General features: G+C 67.2%; 15 protein-coding genes. 12 read left to right on the top strand and 3 right to left on the bottom strand.

The genetic code is table 11. The features are described from left to right. Positions 1–27 precede the first annotated feature (27 nt). From G6N53_RS25945 to G6N53_RS25910, 8 genes are read left to right on the top strand one after another with little or no spacing between them, the layout of a single operon-like run. Entirely contained in the window at positions 28–1,059 is a 1,032-nt protein-coding gene (locus G6N53_RS25945; protein ID WP_163893946.1) for a virulence factor Mce family protein, read from the top strand. Next, positions 1,056–2,408, top strand: coding sequence for an MCE family protein (locus tag G6N53_RS25940; protein ID WP_163893944.1), 1,353 nt, complete (start codon positions 1,056–1,058; stop codon positions 2,406–2,408). Before G6N53_RS25945 ends, G6N53_RS25940 begins: the two co-directional genes overlap by 4 nt. After that, entirely contained in the window at positions 2,405–3,718 is a 1,314-nt protein-coding gene (locus G6N53_RS25935) for an MCE family protein (RefSeq protein WP_163893942.1), read from the top strand. The genes G6N53_RS25940 and G6N53_RS25935 overlap by 4 nt, the downstream gene beginning before the upstream one ends. Beyond that, complete coding sequence (locus G6N53_RS25930) at positions 3,715–4,872, top strand: MCE family protein (protein ID WP_163893940.1); 1,158 nt, start codon at positions 3,715–3,717, stop codon at positions 4,870–4,872. The genes G6N53_RS25935 and G6N53_RS25930 overlap by 4 nt, the downstream gene beginning before the upstream one ends. A gap of 1 nt (position 4,873) precedes the next feature. Further along, complete coding sequence (locus G6N53_RS25925) at positions 4,874–6,334, top strand: MCE family protein (RefSeq protein WP_163893938.1); 1,461 nt, start codon at positions 4,874–4,876, stop codon at positions 6,332–6,334. Beyond that, entirely contained in the window at positions 6,298–6,987 is a 690-nt protein-coding gene (locus G6N53_RS25920; protein WP_163893936.1) for an Rv1363c family protein, read from the top strand. Before G6N53_RS25925 ends, G6N53_RS25920 begins: the two co-directional genes overlap by 37 nt. After that, positions 6,984–7,727 (top strand): Rv1363c family protein, encoded by a 744-nt coding sequence (locus tag G6N53_RS29945; protein ID WP_205390465.1) that lies wholly within the window; start codon positions 6,984–6,986, stop codon positions 7,725–7,727. The genes G6N53_RS25920 and G6N53_RS29945 overlap by 4 nt, the downstream gene beginning before the upstream one ends. Positions 7,728–7,747: 20 nt before the next feature. After that, on the top strand, positions 7,748–9,013 hold the full coding sequence (locus G6N53_RS25910; RefSeq protein WP_163893934.1) for a WS/DGAT domain-containing protein: 1,266 nt from the start codon (positions 7,748–7,750) through the stop codon (positions 9,011–9,013). Here the strand turns inward: G6N53_RS25910 and G6N53_RS25905 are convergent. After that, positions 9,004–9,666: a TetR/AcrR family transcriptional regulator gene (locus G6N53_RS25905; protein ID WP_371870864.1), complete on the bottom strand. Its 663-nt coding sequence runs from the start codon at positions 9,664–9,666 to the stop codon at positions 9,004–9,006. The two genes, G6N53_RS25910 and G6N53_RS25905, sit on opposite strands and share 10 nt — an antisense overlap. Before the next feature lie 56 nt (positions 9,667–9,722). Further along, positions 9,723–11,243, bottom strand: a complete 1,521-nt coding sequence (putP, locus tag G6N53_RS25900; RefSeq protein WP_163893930.1) for a sodium/proline symporter PutP — start codon at positions 11,241–11,243, stop codon at positions 9,723–9,725. Positions 11,244–11,493: 250 nt separating this feature from the next. Between putP and G6N53_RS25895 the strand changes: the two genes are divergently transcribed. The 3 genes from G6N53_RS25895 (at position 11,494) to G6N53_RS25885 (ending at position 15,485) form a co-directional block, all read left to right on the top strand. Further along, positions 11,494–12,933: a carotenoid oxygenase family protein gene (locus G6N53_RS25895; protein ID WP_205390464.1), complete on the top strand. Its 1,440-nt coding sequence runs from the start codon at positions 11,494–11,496 to the stop codon at positions 12,931–12,933. A 182-nt stretch (positions 12,934–13,115) separates the two neighbouring features. Further along, positions 13,116–13,637: a DoxX family protein gene (locus G6N53_RS25890; RefSeq protein WP_163893928.1), complete on the top strand. Its 522-nt coding sequence runs from the start codon at positions 13,116–13,118 to the stop codon at positions 13,635–13,637. 102 nt (positions 13,638–13,739) lie between these two features. After that, entirely contained in the window at positions 13,740–15,485 is a 1,746-nt protein-coding gene (locus G6N53_RS25885; protein ID WP_163893926.1) for a DUF3556 domain-containing protein, read from the top strand. Here the strand turns inward: G6N53_RS25885 and G6N53_RS25880 are convergent. Further along, positions 15,482–16,273 carry a FadR/GntR family transcriptional regulator gene (locus tag G6N53_RS25880; RefSeq protein ID WP_163893924.1) on the bottom strand — a complete coding sequence of 264 codons (792 nt, stop codon included), beginning with the start codon at positions 16,271–16,273 and terminating at the stop codon, positions 15,482–15,484. The genes G6N53_RS25885 and G6N53_RS25880 overlap by 4 nt on opposite strands. 122 nt (positions 16,274–16,395) lie before the next feature. Here G6N53_RS25880 and G6N53_RS25875 point away from each other — a divergent pair, with 122 nt between their 5' ends. After that, complete coding sequence (locus tag G6N53_RS25875) at positions 16,396–17,712, top strand: acetyl-CoA hydrolase/transferase family protein (protein WP_163893922.1); 1,317 nt, start codon at positions 16,396–16,398, stop codon at positions 17,710–17,712. Positions 17,713–17,788: the final 76 nt, after the last annotated feature.

Raw genomic sequence — 17,788 nt, 5'->3', positions numbered from 1 at the left:
CAGTCCCGACCACATGAGAGGTAACCGATGACAGCGAAGATCCGTGGAGACGCAGTGCGTCTCGGGGTGTTCCTCGCTGTGTGCCTGCTCGGTGTGTTCGGTCTGTTCGCGGTGTTCGGCCAGATGCGCTTCGGTGAGGAGACCAACCGGTACCGGGCCGAGTTCCTGAATGTCACCGGCCTGGAGACCAACGATTTCGTCCGGATCGCCGGGGTCGAGGTCGGCAAGGTCGACAAGGTGGAGATCCAGCCCGACACCACCGCGCTCGTCGAGTTCACCGCCGACGACTCGGTGGTGCTCACCGAGGGCAGCAGGGCGGTCATCCGGTACGACGATCTGATCGGCGGCCGCTATCTGGCTCTGGAGGAAGGCGCCGGCGGGACGCAGAAGCTCAACGCCGGGGACACCATCCCGCTGGCCCGGACCTCACCGGCGTTGGACCTCGATGCACTGATCGGCGGCTTCCGGCCGCTGTTCCAGGCGCTGGATCCCGACCAGATCAATGCGCTGTCCGGTCAGCTGATCACCGCCCTGCAGGGTCAGGGTGGCACCATCAACTCGTTCCTGGCGCAGACCGCCGCACTGACGAGCACGCTGGCCGACCGCGACCAGTTGATCGGCGAGGTCATCCTCAACCTGAACTCGGTGCTCGGTTCGCTCGGGGATCAGAGCGATCAGTTCGGCAAGGCGGTCAGCTCGCTCTCGGAACTGGTGGAGGCGCTCGAATCCCGCGGCGAGGAGATCAGCAGCGGGTTGGCCTACACCAACGCCGCTGCGGGCAGCATCACCGATCTGCTGGCCGAGGCTCGACCGCCGCTGCAAAAGGTGGTCCAGGAGACCGATCGCACCGCCGGCATCGTCGTGGCCGATGCCGACTACTTCGACAACGTGATCAACACGCTGCCGGACGCCTACCAGGCCCTGGCGCGGCAGGGCATCTACGGTGACTTCTTCAGCTTCTATCTGTGTGACATCGTGCTCAAGCTCAACGGCAAGGGCGGACAACCGGTGTATGTCAAGGTGGCCGGCCAGGAGACGGGGAGGTGCGCACCGCGATGAAGCCATTCAGTGAGCGAAATCAGTTCGTCATCGGCGCCGTCGGTCTCGGGGCCACGGCGGCCATCGTGCTCGGGGCGACGAACTACGACAAGTTGCCGTTCATCGAGCAGGGCCGTGAGTACACCGCGAACTTCGCCGAGGCCGGTGGCCTGACCACCGATGCGGCCGTGCAGGTTTCGGGCTTCAAGGTCGGCCAGGTCAAGTCCATCGAGTTGGACGGACCGCAGGTTCTAGTGACGTTCACGGTGGACAAGGACATCCGACTCGGCGACCGGACCGAGGCGGCGATCAAGACCAAGGGGCTGCTGGGGACCAAGATCCTCGAGGTCGTCGCGCGCGGTGACGGCCGGCAGGACAGCACCATCCCCCTCGACCGCACCACCTCGCCCTACCAACTGCCCGATGCCCTCGGTGAGTTGGCGACCACCATCAGCGGGCTCGACACCGATCAGCTCTCCGAGTCGCTGCGGGTGCTCTCGGCGACGTTTGCCGACACGCCACCGCAGTTGCGGATCGCGGTCGAGGGTGTGGCCCGGTTCTCCGACACCCTCAACGAGCGTGACGCCGAGTTGCGCAACCTGCTCGGCAACGCGAACAAGGCCACCACGGTGCTGGCCGGACGCAGCGACCAGGTGGTCAGCCTGGTCGCCAACACGAACGCGCTGCTGGCCGAACTGCAGACCCAGAGTGCGGCCCTGGATCAGATCTCCGGCAGCATCTCCTCGCTCAGCGGTCAACTGCAGGGCTTCATCGGTGAGAACCGGGAAACCATGCGGCCCGCGCTCGACAAGCTCAACGGGGTGCTGACGATCCTGGACAACCGCAAGGAACGGCTGCAGAAGTCGCTGAACCTGCTGAACCAGTACTCCCTGTCGCTGGGGGAGTCGGTCTCTTCGGGTCCGTTCTTCAAGAACTACATCTCCAACCTGCTGCCCGGCCAGTTCCTGCAGCCGTTCATCGACGTGGCCTTCTCCGATCTGGGGCTGGACCCGAACGTGCTGCTGCCATCACAGCGCAGCGACCCGCAGGTCGGACAGCCGGGCACGCCCGCGATGCCGGTGCCGTTCCCGCGGACCGGCCAGGGCGGCGAACCCCGGATGACGATCCCGGATGCGATCACCGGTAATCCCGGCGATCAAGGTTGCGGCCCACCGGGATTGCCGCTGCCGGGCCCCACCGGTTGCTACCCGTACCGCGAGCCGCCGCCCGCTCCGCCGCCCGGTGGACCGCCGCCGGGGCCGCCCGCGCCCGCACCGCACGGACAGGGGTCCACACCGGTCCCGACGCCGAATCCCGTCTACATCCCGGCCCCGGGTGAGGCGCCTCCGCTGGCAGGGGGGACACCATGAGGAACACCCGGACCTGGGTTGCCGCCGTTCTGGTGCTGTTGCTGGTGGCCGGAGTCGCCATCCTGGTGCGCACCACCGACAAGGTGAACAGGATCAACGTCGAGGCGTACTTCGACAACAGCAACGGCATCTATGAGGGCGACGACGTCCGGATCCTCGGGGTGCCTGTCGGCAGCATCACCGCGATCGAACCCGAACCCGAGCGGGTGAAGATCACGTTCTGGTACGACAGCCGTTACGACGTCCCCGCCGATGCCAGCGCCGCGATCCTGTCGCCGGCGCTGGTGACCTCGCGTGCCATCCAGCTGACGCCCGCCTACACCGGCGGCCCGGTGATGACCGACAACACGGTGATTCCTCTGGAGCGGACCGCGGTGCCGGTCGAGTGGGACCAGGTGCGCAGACAGCTGGAGCGGCTCAGCGAGACGTTGCAGCCGACCGAGCCCGGGGGCGTCAGCCCGCTGGGGTCGGTGATCAACACCACCGCCGACAACCTGCGCGGTCAGGGCGCCAACATCCGCCAGACGGTGATCAAGCTGTCGCAGGCGATCACGGCGCTCGGCGACAAGAGCACCGACATCTTCTCCACCATCAAGAACCTGGCGATCCTGGTGTCGGCGCTGCAGGACAGCACGAACCTGATGCGGCAGCTCAACCAGAACCTGGCGTCGGTGACCGGGCTGCTCGCCGACGACCCCGGCGAAGTGGCCAGTGCAGTCCGGGACCTCGACGCTGTGGTCGGTGAGGTGCAGTCCTTCGTCGCCGACAACCGCGATGCGCTGGGCACCACATCGGAGAAGCTGGCGGGTGTCACCACGGCGCTCAACGAGAGCCTGGACGACCTCACGCAGTTCCTGCACAGCGCGCCCAACACGTTCCAGAACTATGTGAACATCTGGCAGCCCGCACAGGGCGGCGCGAGTGCTGTACTGGCGGTCAACAACTTCGCCAACCCGATCCAGTTCCTCTGCGGTGCAGTGCAGGCCGCGTCGAGGCTGGGCGCGGAAGAGTCGGCCAAGCTGTGCGTGCAGTACCTCGCGCCGATCATGAAGAACCGGCAGTACAACTTCCCGCCGTTGGGCCTCAACCAGCTCGTCGGTGCCAGCACACGACCCAATGAGCTGACCTACAGCGAGGATTGGCTGCGTCCGGACTACATCCCGCCGCCTGGTCCAGCAGCGCCGGCACCGGTGCCACCGCCCGCTGCGGTGCCCGCCGATGCGCCGCCGTTGGCCGCTGAGATGCCCGCGCCGACGAATCCGACGGACGGACTACACGGGATGATGGTCCCGACGGGAGCCGGTTCATGAGACCGGCCTCGCGGGTGCATACCGGGATGGGCGTCGCGCTGCTCTCCGTGGCGTTGGTGGCGTCCGGATGCGGTTGGCGCGGCCTGAACTCGATCCCGCTGCCGGGGACCGAAGGCGGCGGTCCTGGCTCGTTCACCATCCAGGCGCAGATGCCCGACGTCGACAACGTCGAACAGAACTCCCGGGTTCGCGTCGGTGATGTCAACGTCGGCACGGTCACCGAGATCGAACGCCAGGGCTGGAACGCGTTGGTGACGATGACGCTCGACGGCGATGTGGTGTTGCCGGCCAACGCAACGGCCAAGATCGGCCAGACCAGCCTGCTGGGCTCTCAGCACATCGAGTTGTCGGCACCGGCTGACGAGCCGCCGCAGGGCCGGCTCCAAGCGGGCTCGCTGATCCCGCTCGAGAACGCGGGTGCGTTCCCCACCACCGAGCAGGCGCTGGCCGCGGTCGCGTTGCTGCTCAACGGTGGCGGTCTGGGCAACATCCAGGACATCACCGAGGCGCTCAGCATCGCCTTCACCGGTCGTGAGAACGATCTGCGCAGCCTGATCGAGCAACTCGACATCGCGGTCGGGCACCTCGACGATCAGAAGAACGACATCATCACCACGTCGGAGAGCCTCAACAGCCTGGTCGGCCAGATCGCCGAGCAGAAGCCGGTCGTGGACGAGGCGCTACGGACCATCCCCGATGCGCTGGCGGTGCTGCGCGACCAACGCGACATGCTCTCCGAGACGCTGGTCCAGCTCGGCAGGTTCAGCGCGCTGGCAGCGGACTCGGTGAATCAGACCAGGGAAGCACTTGTGCAGGAGCTCAGGGACCTCGGCCCGGTGCTGCAGTCGCTGGCCGATGCGGGGCCGGCGCTGACGCGGTCGCTGAGCTTCCTGCCGACGTTCCCCTTCCCGAAGGAGACGCTGACCAACTGGCTGCGCGGCGACTACGCCAACTTGTCGCTGATCGTCGACCTGACGCTGAGTCGGATCGACGCCGGCTTCTTCACCGGCACCCGGTGGGAGTGCAATCTGACGTGGCTGGAGTTGCAGTGGGGTCGCACGGTGGGACAGATGCCCAGCCCGTGCAACCACCACGTCCCGCCACCCGGCGGCAACCCGTTGCTCGTGCCGTACCGCTGGGATCAAGGGCCATGACATGCGCGTGACAAGACAGATGGTGGTCCAGCTGGCGATCTTCTCCGTGATCGCCCTGCTGGCGCTGGGGATCATGGTCTTCGGATACATCCGGCTGCCGGCGTTGCTGGGCATCGGCCAGTACAAAGTGACCCTCGAGCTGCCCGAGACCGGCGGGCTCTACGAGCGCAGCAACGTCACCTACCGGGGCTCGCACGTGGGCATCGTCGACAGCGTCGGGCTGACCGACACCGGTGTGGCGGCGCAGCTTTCGCTGAACTCGAACGTCGAGATCCCTGCCGATCTGGTGGCCGAAGTGCACAGCCGGTCAGCGGTCGGTGAGCTGTTCGTGGAGCTGCTGCCACAGAGCAGCGACGGCCCCGAGCTGCGCAACGGCGACGTCATCCCGCGGGACCGCGCGGTGGTGCCCGTCGACGTGAACACCGTGCTGGAACTCACCAACACCGGACTGCAGGCCATCCCACAGGAAAACCTGCGGACGGTGGTCGACGAGGCGTACCTCGCGGTCGGCGGGCTCGGTCCCGAACTGCGCCGGCTGGTCAGCGGTTCCGCGACTCTGGCGATAGACGCCCGGGCGAACCTGGACTCGTTGACGACGGTGATCGACGACGTCCAGCCGGTACTGGACTCCCAGACCGACACGTCGGGTTCCATCCAGGCGTGGGCGTCGAACCTGGCGAATGTCACCGGCCAGCTGCAGAGCCAGGACGGCGCGGTCTCGGGGATCCTCAACAAGGGTCCCGGCGCGGCCGAAGAGGTGCGGGCGCTGTTCGACCAGCTGCAACCCACGCTGCCGATCGTGCTTGCCAACCTGGCCAGCGTCGGCGAGGTCGCCGTCACCTACCAGCCCAATCTCGAGCAACTGCTGGTGCTGCTTCCGCAGGGCACCGCGGTCACCCAGGGGGTAGGTGTGGCCAAGACCGGGACCAAGCAGGACTACATGGGTGACTACCTCACCTTGAATCTCAACCTGAACATCCCGCCGCCGTGCAACACCGGCTTCCTGCCGCTTCAGCAGCAGCGGGCGCCGACGTTCGAGGACTATCCGGACCGGCCGGCGGGAGACGTGTACTGCCGCGTCCCGCAGGACGGGCCGTTCAACGTCCGCGGTGCCCGCAACATCCCGTGTGTCACGGTGCCGGGCAAACGCGCGCCCACAGCGAAGATGTGCGAAAGCGATGAGAACTACGTGCCGTTGAACGACGGATACAACTGGAAGGGCGACCCGAACGCCACGATCTCCGGGCAGGCCGTCCCCCAGTTGCCGCCAGGCTCACCACCTGCAGAAGCGCTCCCGCCTCCGGCTCCGGCGCCGCCTGCATTGGCAGCCGCCGAATATGATCCGGCGAGCGGCACGTACGTTGGACCGGACGGACGTGTCTACACACAGTCCAACCTGGCCCGGAGTGCCGCAGAGGAGCAAACATGGCAGACGATGCTGCTGCCCCCGAAGGGGAACTGACGAAGGCGGGCCGGAAGTCCGGCGCCGTGGATCCGGAGTCGGAGGCGGTCGAACCGGCCGCGACCGAGGAAGAGACGACGGGCACCGACGACGTTGTTGAAGCCGACGAGGCCGACGACTTCGATGACCTTGTTGAAGACGATGGCGAGGTGGCTCCCGCCCGCCGCCCGATGTCGCACGTCAAGATGGCGCTGATCGCGGGCATCGCCGGTGTGGTGGCGCTGGCAGGTCTGACGGGCTGGCTGGGATACCGGGCGTACGAGTCGAGTCAGGCCGAGGCGCAACGCAACCTGTTCCTCCAGGTGGGACGCCAAGGTGCGCTGAACCTCACCACGATCAACCACGAGAACGCCGAAGCCGACGTCCAGCGCATCCTCGACTCGGCGACGGGCACCTTCTACGACGACTTCCAGCAGCGCGCACAGCCCTTCGTAGAGGTGGTCAAGCAGGCGCAGTCGAAGTCGGAAGGCACCATCGCCGAGGCGGGTCTGGAGTCGTCGAGCGAGAGCGAGGCGCAGGTTCTCGTCGCCGTGACGGTGCAGACGACCAACGCCGGCGCACCCGAACAGGAACCGCGGGCATGGCGGATGCGACTGCTGGTGGAGCAGGTCGGCGACGAAGCCAAGGTGTCCAACGTGGAGTTCGTACCGTGAGCACAGACAAGACCGAGAAGGCGACCACGACCGTAGAGGACGACACTGCTGTGGATGCCAAGACCGATGAGGATGTGACGGCCGGCTCCGCGGCCGCCGATGACACCGAGACCACCACCGAGGTGACCGCCTCCGGCGCCGAGAACGACGCCGAGAACGACGCGGAGAACGACGCGGAGAAATCGGACGAGGCCGATGCCGAGTACCCCGACGGCCCGGCAGACGCCGCGGCTGCACCCGAGGCGCCCAAGCGTGGCGTCCAGTGGACGCGTGTCGTCGCGTACGCGCTGCTGCCGGCATTGGTGCTGGTGCTTGCGCTCGGCGCCGGGTACCTCAAGTGGCGGGACAACTCGATCCGCAACAGCGAGGTGGCGGCCGTGACTTCGGTCCAGGCCGCCAGGGACACCACGATCGCGCTGCTGTCGTACGCACCCGACACCGTGGAGGAACAACTCGGGGCCGCACGGGATCTGCTCACCGGAGAGTTCCGCGACTCCTACACCTCACTGACGAACGACGTGGTGATCCCCGGCGCCAAAGAACAGCAGATCTCGGCGGTGGCGTCGGTTCCCGCGGCGGCCTCGGTCTCGGCGACACCGAACGAAGCCGTGGTGCTGGTGTTCGTCAACCAGACGGTGATCGTCGGGCAGGACGCCCCCACCGACACCGCGTCGAGTGTGCGGGTGACGCTGGAGAAGGTCGACGACCGCTGGCTGATCTCGAGTTTCGACCCGGTGTAGCAGCCGGCGCCCTGGGAGTCATGACGGTCCGCCGCCTCGCCCCGGTCGACGCGCAGACGTACTGGATGTCGGCCACAATCCCGAACGACCAGTTCCTGCTGTACGGCTTCGGCGCAGATTCGGGCGGGGTGGACCGAGCGGTGCGGGAGATCCGCGAAAGGGTGCAGGGCTGCGCGGAACTGGGACTGCGCATCTGCGACGACCGGTCCTGGCACTACCCGACGTGGGCGTCGCGCGAGGTGGGGCCGGACCAGTTCGTGGTGCATGAACTGGCCGAACGCACCTGGGAGGCCTGCCTCGTCGCTGTGACGGCGTTGGTCGACCAGCAACTCGATCCGCGAACGATGACTTGGCGACTGCACGTCTTCGGTGACATCGAGGGAATGCCCGGCGCACGGCGGGGCACGGTGGCGGTGCTTCAGATCTGTCACGCGCTGGCCGACGGTGTCCGGTCGTCGGCACTGGCGGGCCACCTGTTCGGCCGGCCGGGCCGGGGGCCGGACGCGGTGGGGTCGCCGTACACCGCGGCGGGGCTTCCGGTGCGCGCGTTCTCGGCGGCGCGCGCACACCGCAGACTGGTCCGCGACACCGCGGCGGGACTGGTTCCCTCCCAAGCGGTTCCGGTGCCCGTACTGCGTAGCAATACCCGCCCGTCCGGGTCCCGCCAGATGCGTACCGTATTCTGCGCGCCCGCTGTCCTGGCTGGCCCGACGGTGACGGTCGGCGTGCTGTCGGCGGTGTCGACGGCTCTGGCCGGGCACCTGCGTGAACTGGGGGATGACCCGTCGCTGCTCGGCGCGGAAGTACCGATGGCCAAAACAGGTCCGCGGCTGGCGCACAACCACTTCGGAAATGTCGGCGTCGGGCTCTACCCCGACGAGGAGGTCGGGCTGCGAATCCGCCGGATCGTCGCCGACCTGCGGCAGCGGCGCCGCCGGGCCGCCCACCCGGCGATGCGCGCCGAAAACGCCGCATTCGCCTCGGTCCCGGCGCCGGTACTTCGTTGGGGCGTCCGGCAGTTCGACCCCGACGTGCGGTCACCCACAGTGGCCGGCAACACCGTGGTCTCAAGCGTCAACCGCGGCGCCAAGGACCTTCGGTTCGGCGGCGCGCCGGTGCTGCTGACCGCGGGGTGTCCGGGCCTGTCACCGATGATGGGGGTGACCCACGGCGTGCACGGGATCGGCGACACGATTGCGGTGAGTGTGCACGCAGCGGAGTCGGCGATCGGCGACGTCGACGCATACCTGCAGAGACTAGAACACGCACTGCGAGATCAGGTTTGACCGGCCTGCGCGGCCATGACCTTGTCCATCGACCGGGTCGCCGCCTCGCGGTCGTCACCCATGCCCACCAGCGTGTCGATGATCAGCGGGCCGAGGATCTGGATCAATCCGTGTCCAACGTGGCCGAAGAAGCCGGCCATCTCGAGCAGCACTGCGCCGTGGTTGATACTCCACAACCGGCCGGCCACGGCGAGTTCGTCGTCATCGCGGATCCGGCCCGCGGCCATCATCCGGTGCACGGCGTTGTGCAGTGCCCCGAACGAGTTGGCCCATTCGGCGCGGTTGGTCGCGCTGCCGGCGACGGTCAGATCTGCCCGGTGGACCGCGACCGACGGCGGGGCGGACGTGCCGAACATCAGCTGGTAGCGCGCCGGGTGAGTGAGGGCGAACCGGTGGTATGCCAGGCCCATCGCGAGGAAGTCCGCCACCGGGTCGTCGGTCTCGGGCACCTCGGTCAGCGTCCGGGTGAACCGCGCGAACACCTCGACGGCGATGGCGTCGATCAGGCCGGTCATCCCACCGAAGTGCGTGTAGACCGCCATCGTCGAGGTGCCGGTCTCGGAGGCCACGTTGCGCGCGCTGAGCGCGGGTAATCCGTCGCGCTCGAGAATGCGCACCCCCGCCTCGACCAAGGAGTCCCGTGGTTCGGTCACGGCTGTCATGTAACCATGACGCTGTTATCGGGACGGCCGGTCCCGCGCTGCGCGGATCAGCTCACGGCAGCCGGTTCGCGGACTGCCGCGTCCATCTCGGTGAACTCCCGTTCGATGTCGTCGTTCTGCCGTGTGGTCACCAGCGAGACCACGACCGCAACGACCGCACAGGCGATGAAGCCGGGAACGATCTCGTACATCGCGCTGGCCAGGGCGTCGGTTTGGCCCCAGATGCCGACCACCACGGCGCCGGTGATCATGCCGGCGATCGCACCCGCGGAGGTCAGCCTGCGCCAGAACAGCGACAAGATGATCAGCGGGCCGAACGCCGCACCGAAGCCGGCCCAGGCGAAACCGACCAGATCGAGAATCGTCCCGTCCGGGTTCAGCGCGAGGACGATCGCCACCACCGCGACCGTGAGCACACCGAGCCGGCCGTAGTTGACCAATCTTGTTGCGCTGGTTTGCTTGCCGAAAGCGCGGTAGATGTCCTCGACGAGAGCCGACGAGCAGACGATCAGCTGCGAGGAGATCGTCGACATGACGGCCGCGAGCACCGCCGCGAGCACGATCCCGGCGATGAACGGGTGGAACATGATCTGGGCCAGCGCAAGGAACACGGTCTCGGGATTGTCGAGTGTTTCACCGCGGTTGAAGAAGTACGCCAGACCTGCGAATCCGGTGGCGATGGCGCCCAGGGAGCTGAGCACCATCCAGCTGATGCCGATGCGACGACCGGCTTTTGCGTCCGCCGGGGACCGAAGTGCCATGAACCGGACGATGATGTGGGGCTGGCCGAAGTAGCCGAGCCCCCAGGCGGCTGCGGAAAGGACGGCCATGACGCTGCCGCCGTAGAACAGCGAGGTGCGGTGGATCTCATCGCCGGGGTCGGCGAGGTTGTGCGCGGTGTCTGCGGCCTGGATCGCGTTGACCACCTCACCCGGGCCGCCAACGGCGATGATCGTGACCACGGGTACCGCGATGAGGGTGGCGAGCATCAACAGCCCCTGCGCGACGTCGGTGAGGGTGGCGCCGAGGAATCCTCCGAACAGGGTGTAGCTCAACGTGATTCCGGCTACGAGCAGCATTCCGAACAGATACGACGAGCCGAATGTGGTCTCGAAGAACACCCCTCCGGCAACCATGCCGGACGACACGTAGAAGGTGAAGAACACCAGGATGATCACGCCGGCGGCGATCCGCAGAACATGCGAATGGTCACGCAGCCTGTTCTCGAAGAAGCTCGGCACGGTGATCGAGTTGTTGGCGATATAGGTATAGGCCCGCAGCCGGGGGGCGATAAAGCGCCAGTTCAGGTACGCGCCGACCACCAGGCCGATGACGATCCACGACTCCCCGAGTCCCGCTGCGTAGATTGCACCCGGCACACCGAGCAGCAGCCAACCGGACATGTCCGAGGCCCCTGCAGACAGCGCCGCGACACCGGGATGGAGTCTGCGCCCGCCGAGCATGTAGTCGTCCAGGTCACTGGTCTGGCGGTAGGCGTAATACCCGATCGCGATCATCGCGGCGAAGTACAGCCCGATGGCCAGGATCTGGTACGTCGAGTCGGTCATTGCGGTGTCCTGTTCCCTTGGGGAAGTGCGTCGGCCACGTGAGGTAGATCTCAGTAAAGCCGGAAAGGGATGTGAATCATTTGGTGCATCGGACCAGAAATGTCGCCCAGTCTTGTCCGGCCGGACAAAGGAAAGTCCGCACGCTGTCATGTCGGCAGGGCGGGCGCGTGCTCGCGCCACCGTTGCCCTCGCTTGATAACGCTGTTATACAGGGAGGGTCTATAACGCCGTTATGGAGAGAGGTCGGGCGATGGTGAATCGCTATCTCGAGGGCGCCTTCGCGCCACTGTCGGAAGAATTCACGCTCACAGACCTCGAGGTGACCGGCACGATCCCGGACCACCTCGACGGTCGTTATCTGCGGAACGGTCCGAACCCCGTCGGCGAGATCGATCCCGACCTCTACCACTGGTTCGTCGGCGACGGGATGGTCCACGGGATCCGCATCCGTGACGGCAGGGCCGAGTGGTACCGCAACCGGTGGGTCCGCGGCCCGCTCGCCGCGGGCGCACTCGGTGAACCGGCGCCGCAAGGGCGGTTCCCGATCTCCGGGGTGGGGGCCAACACCAACGTGATCGGACACGCCGGCAAGACGCTCGCGCTGATCGAATCCGGGGTCGCGAACTACGAGCTGACCGACGAACTCGACACCGTCGGGGTGTGCGACTTCGACGGGACGCTCACCGGCGGCTACACCGCACACCCCAAGCGGGATCCCGACACCGGGGAACTGCACGCGGTGTCCTACAGCATGCTGCGGGGCAACACCGTGCAGTACTCGGTGATCGGCACCGACGGCCGGGCGCGGCGCACGGTGGACATCGAGGTCACCGGCAGCCCGATGATGCACGACTTCTCGTTGACCGAGCGCCATGTGGTGTTCTACGACCTTCCGGTCACCTTTGATGTCGCCCAGGCGGCGACCATGGGCGTGCCCCGCGCGCTGCGGCTGCCCGCTCGACTGTTGTTGTCCGCAGTGATCGGCCGGGTGCGTGTCCCCGACCCCGTCGCGGCTCGCCGCCCGGCCGGCCGCGCCACCGACCGTCGCTTCCCGTATTCGTGGAACCCGAGGTACCCGGCGCGGATAGGCGTGATGCCGCGCGAGGGCACAAATGCCGACGTGCGCTGGTTCGACGTCGAACCGTGCTACGTCTTCCATCCGATGAACGCCCACGACGACGGTGACACGGTCGTCTGTGACGTCGTGCGTCATCCGAAGATGTTCGACACCGACCATCTCGGCCCCAATGACGGGCCGCCGACGCTGGACCGGTGGACCGTTGACCTCGCGGACGGCAAGGTCCGCGAATCGCGCATCGACGACCGGGCGCAGGAATTCCCGCGCGTCGACGAGCGGCTGGTCGGCAAGCGGCACCGGTACGGCTATGCACCCACCGTCGGCGAAGGCACCGACGGCGCCGATGTGCTGCTCAAACACGACCTGGTCGGCGGCAACTCCGCACAACGTGGCTTCGGCAAGGGAAAAGCGTTGGGTGAGTTCGTCTTCGCGCCCTCGTCCGAGCATGCCGCCGAGGATGACGGGGTGCTGATGGGGTACGTGTACGACCGGTCGACCGACCGCAGCGAACTGGTGATCCTCGACGCCCACACGCTGTGCGATGTCGCCGTCGTCAAACTGCCTCATCGTGTCCCTGCGGGTTTCCACGGCAATTGGGTGCCCACGGGATAGGTGGGTCGCCCGCGCGCCGAACGTACGGTTGGTGATGAATCTCGGCCGGTTCTCAGCAGAATGCGTACGCTCGCGGCTCGTTTACCTTCAGCCGGCGTGGACGGGGGTGGGCGTCGACGTGACAACGCCGCTTTCCCGGGTCGCTGCGCTCCTGCCCGCCGGCAAGCCCTAGATTCATTTGCATGACTGCCTACGACGTCGGACTCCTGATCCTGCGAGTTGTTCTCGGCCTGACCATGGCTGCGCACGGCTACAACAAGTTCTTCGGCAAGGGTGGGCTGAAGGGCACGGCGGGCTGGTTCGACAGTATGGGCATGAAGCCGGGCATGTTCCATGCGCGGATCGCCGCAGGCACGGAGATGGCGGCAGGTCTGGGTCTGGCGGTCGGTCTGCTCACCCCGATCCCGGCGGCGGGCTTCGTCGCGCTGATGCTGGTCGCGGCGTGGACCGTGCACCGGCCCAACGGCTTCTTCATCGTCAAAGAGGGCTGGGAGTACAACCTGGTGCTCGCCGTGGCGGCAGTCGCCGTCGCGACCCTCGGCGCCGGCAAGCTCAGCCTCGACTACCTGCTGCTCTCCGGTACCGGCTTCTATGACCTGCTGCACGGGTGGTGGGGCCTGGTCATCGCCGTGGCGCTCGGCCTCGCCGGCGGCATCGGGCAGCTGGTGATCTTCTACCGGCCGCCGGCCAAGACTGGGGGGTAACCCCGCGCGAATGTGCAGTCTGATCCGGCGCCCACAGCGTTTCGCGGATGAAACGGCACAATCGCGCCAGGGCGAACTGGAACACGTTCTAGTCTGACCGGCATGGGTTTTCTCAAGCAGGACGCACCCGTGGTCGACTATGCGCAGTGGAGCAAGGGAACCCGCGCAGAGCGGATCATCCCGATGGCCCGCCACTGGGCCGAAGTGGGGTTCGGCACGCCAGTCGTGATGCACCTGTTCTACGTCTTCAAGATCGCGCTGTATGTCCTCGCCGCGTGGCTGATCGTGCTGAGCACCGACGGGATCGACGGCTTCACCGACGTCGGCTCCTGGTATGCCGAGCCGATCGTCTACCAGAAGGTCGTGTTCTTCACGATGCTGTTCGAGGTCGTCGGGTTGGGCTGCGGGTTCGGGCCCCTCAACAACCGCTTCTTCCCGCCGATGGGTTCGATCCTGTACTGGTTGCGGCCCAAGACCATCCGGCTGCCACCGTGGCCGGGCCGGGTTCCGCTGACCAGCGGCGACTCCAGGACGCCGTTCGACGTGCTGCTCTACGCCGCGCTGCTGGTGATGCTGGTGGTCGCTCTTTTCTCTGACGGCACCGGGCCCATCCCGGAGCTCGGCAGCGAGGTCGGGGTGCTGCCGGTGTGGCAGACCGCGACGATCCTCGGCCTGCTCGCCGTGGCCGGACTGCGCGACAAGGTGATCTTCCTGGCTGCCCGCGGGGAGGTGTACGGCGCGCTGGCGGTGTGCTTCCTGTTCAGCGGGGCCGACATCGTCATCGCCGCGAAGCTGGTCTGCCTGGTCATCTGGATCGGTGCGGCGACCTCCAAGCTCAACAAGCATTTCCCGTTCGTCATCTCGACGATGATGAGCAACAACCCGGTGATCCGCCCCCGCTGGATCAAACGCAGCTTCTTCGAGCATTTCCCCGACGATCTCCGGCCGGGACGGGCGTCCCGATGGCTCGCCCACTTCAGCACCGCGATCGAGATGCTGATCCCGCTGGTGCTGTTCTTCAGCCACGGCGGCTGGGTCACGGCCATCGCGGCGTTCGTGATGATCTGCTTCCACTTCGGCATCCTGTCGGCGATCCCGATGGGGGTGCCGCTGGAGTGGAACGTGTTCATGATGTTCAGCGTGCTCGCGCTGTTCGTCGGGCATGCCTCGGTGGGGCTCGGCGACCTGCAGAGCCCGTGGCCGATCGTGCTGTTCGCGGTCGTCGCCGGCACCGTCGCGTTGGGAAACCTGTTCCCCCGCAAGGTCTCCTTCCTGCCCGGCATGCGGTACTACGCGGGCAACTGGGACACCTCGCTGTGGTGCATCAAGCCGTCGGCTGCAGCCAAGATCGAGAACGGCATCGTCGCGATCGCCGCCATGCCTGCCGCGCAGATGGAGAAGTTCTACGGCAGCAAGGAAACCGCGGAGATGTACCAGTACATGGGGTATGCGTTCCGGTCGTTCAACACCCATGGCCGCGCGATGTTCACGCTGGCGCACCGCGTCATGGCCGGGGGCGACGAAGCCGACTACGTGCTGACCGACGGTGAACGGGTCTGCAGCACCGCCATCGGCTGGAACTTCGGCGACGGGCACATGCACAACGAGCAGTTGATCGCCGCGCTGCAGAAGCGCTGTCGCTTCGAGCCCGGCGAGGTCAGGGTGATGTTGCTCGATGCCCAGCCGATCCACAGGCAGCGCCAGGAGTACCGGCTCGTGGATGCGGCCACCGGTGAGTTCGAACGTGGCTTCGTGCAGGTCGCCGACATGGTCACCCGACAGCCGTGGGACGACACCGTGCCGGTCACCGTCACCTGGCGCAAAGACGGTGCGGACGCTCCCGGTTAGCCCATCACATCGCGGATCGGCACACTTTCCAGGCCGGCCAGCAACAGCTCCCGCGACGTGTCCAGGTGCCTGCGCCAATGCGCCTCGGCGCCTTCGGCATCGCCGGCCCGCAGGTACTGCATGAGCTTGCGGTAGGACCGCACCAGCTTGTCGTAGTCGGCCTTCGAGACCGGGCGGCGCTCCTTGAACACGAACGCCGTGTGCCGGACCGTGATCTCGTGCAGCATCCCGGCGACGATGCTCAGCGTCGCGTTGCCGGACAGCTGCACCACCCGCAGGTGAAACGCCCCGGTGGTCTCGGCCAGCCGGCCGGATTGCCAGCCGTCGGCGATCAGCGCCTCCAGCATCTGCTCGAGTTCGTCGAACGCCTCGGTGGGGCCGGCCTGCGCGAGCAGTCGGGCGGCCATCGGCTCGATGCCGGACTTCGCGGTCAGCAGGTCGGCGATCGTCGCTCCGGACAACTCCAGCAACAGGCCGGCGGGCCGGGCCACGATCTCCGGTCCGGGCACCCGCACCCGCGCCCCGGTTCGGGAGCCGCGCCGCACCTCGACGAGGCGCTCGGACTCCAGCACGCGCACCGCCTCGCGCAGCGTCGGCCTGCTGACGCCGAAGTGCGCCATCAGCTCCGCCTCGTTGGGCAGGAAGTCGCCGTCGGTGAGCGTGCCGTCGACCACCATGCGGCGCAGGGTGCCGGCGACGAGTTCGGCTGTCTTCGGCGACCGGACCGCCGAGCCGGCACTTGTGGCGTCCGGCCCGATCATCGGCGCCAGCCTGGTGCTACGCGTCACGACCTCTCCCAACCACTGGTCACCCACGAATCGGCGAGCTATGCAACTCAGTAAACCATGTCACCGTTGTGGTGGCCCCGAAGCGCCGGTGATGCCCGCGGCTCGCATGGCAGGGTAGCGGCATGCCCGAGGAACTGACCGCCGAGGAGGCCGCCGCGCTGCTCGCCAGCGCCGACACGCTGGGCATCCCGCTCGGTCCCGGCCAGCCCCCAGCGTTCCTGCGGGCGCTCGGCGAGCGGGAGGACTGGACCGACCTTCGGATCTACGGCGCCCTGCTCGCGGTCGGCACCGACCTGTTCGGACGCGCCGGAGTGCACTACCTCTCCGGCTTCTTCGGGCCCCTGGAACGGGCGCTGCGTGACAGCGGCGCCAACATCGAGTTCGCGCCCGCGGACTTCCGGCGATTCGGGCCGCTGTTGCAGCGCCAAGCGCCCCGGGTGATGACAACCGTCGCCACGCCGCCCGATGCCGACGGGTGGTGCTCGCTGTCGCTGCACGCCGGCGGCACCATCGACGAACTGCGCCGCGCGGCTGCCGATCCCGAGCGGCTCCTCGTCGTCGAGGTGTCACCGGAGTATCCGCGCACGTTCGGCCTCGGCGAGCACCACCGCCATGCGGTGCATGTCGACGAGATCGACGTACTGGTGCATTCGACGGAGGCGCCGCTCGCGCTGCCCGGGCCGCCGCCGACCGACGCTGACATGGCCATCGCCCGACACAGCGTCGCCTTCATCCGGCCCGGGTCCACGTTGCAGACCGGGATCGGCTCGATTCCCAGCCACATCGCCACGCTGTTGGCCGAGGGCGACGGCGGCGACTACGGCTTGCACAGCGAGATGTTCACCGACGGCTGCATGCAGCTGCATCGCGCAGGCAAGATCAGCAATGCCTCCAAAGGTCAGTACCACGGGGTCAGCGTGACGACGTTCGCGTTCGGCTCGTCAGAGTTGTACGCGTGGCTGGACGGCAACTCCGACGTCGCGTTCCTGCCGGTCGAGATCGTCAACTCGCCGGAGGTCATCGCCAAGAACCACCACATGATCTCGATCAACGGGGCGCTCGCGATCGACATCGGCGGCCAGGTCGTCGCGGACACCATCGAAGGCAACCAGTTCAGCGGCGTCGGTGGGGCCGAGGACTTCGTGGCGGGTGCCGGTCTGGAACTGTCGGACCGCTCGTTGATCTGTCTGCCCTCGACGTTCGAGAAGGACGGCGTCCTGCACTCGCGCATCGTGCCGTGGTTCGGGCCCGGCGCGGTGATCACCACGCCCCGGCACCACGTCGACGTGATCGTCACCGAGCACGGCGCCGCCGAGTTGGAGGGCCTGACGGTGCGGGAACGTGGCCGCGCCCTGGCGGCGATCGCCCACCCGCTGTTCCGGGACTCGCTGCTGCAGGCGGCCGAACGCGCCGCGAAGGGCTACTCACCGGTGGTCTGAACTCCGGCCCATGCCTACCAACCAGTAGGTTGACCTAGTAAACCTTGTTCGTTTACGTTCGACGGGAGTATCACCA

This window comes from Mycolicibacterium hippocampi (assembly GCF_010723735.1).
GTDB classification, from domain to species: Bacteria; Actinomycetota; Actinomycetes; order Mycobacteriales; family Mycobacteriaceae; genus Mycobacterium; species Mycobacterium hippocampi.
The sequence above is the reverse complement of the archived record's forward strand: the minus strand, read 5'-3'. Positions and strand labels throughout refer to the sequence as shown.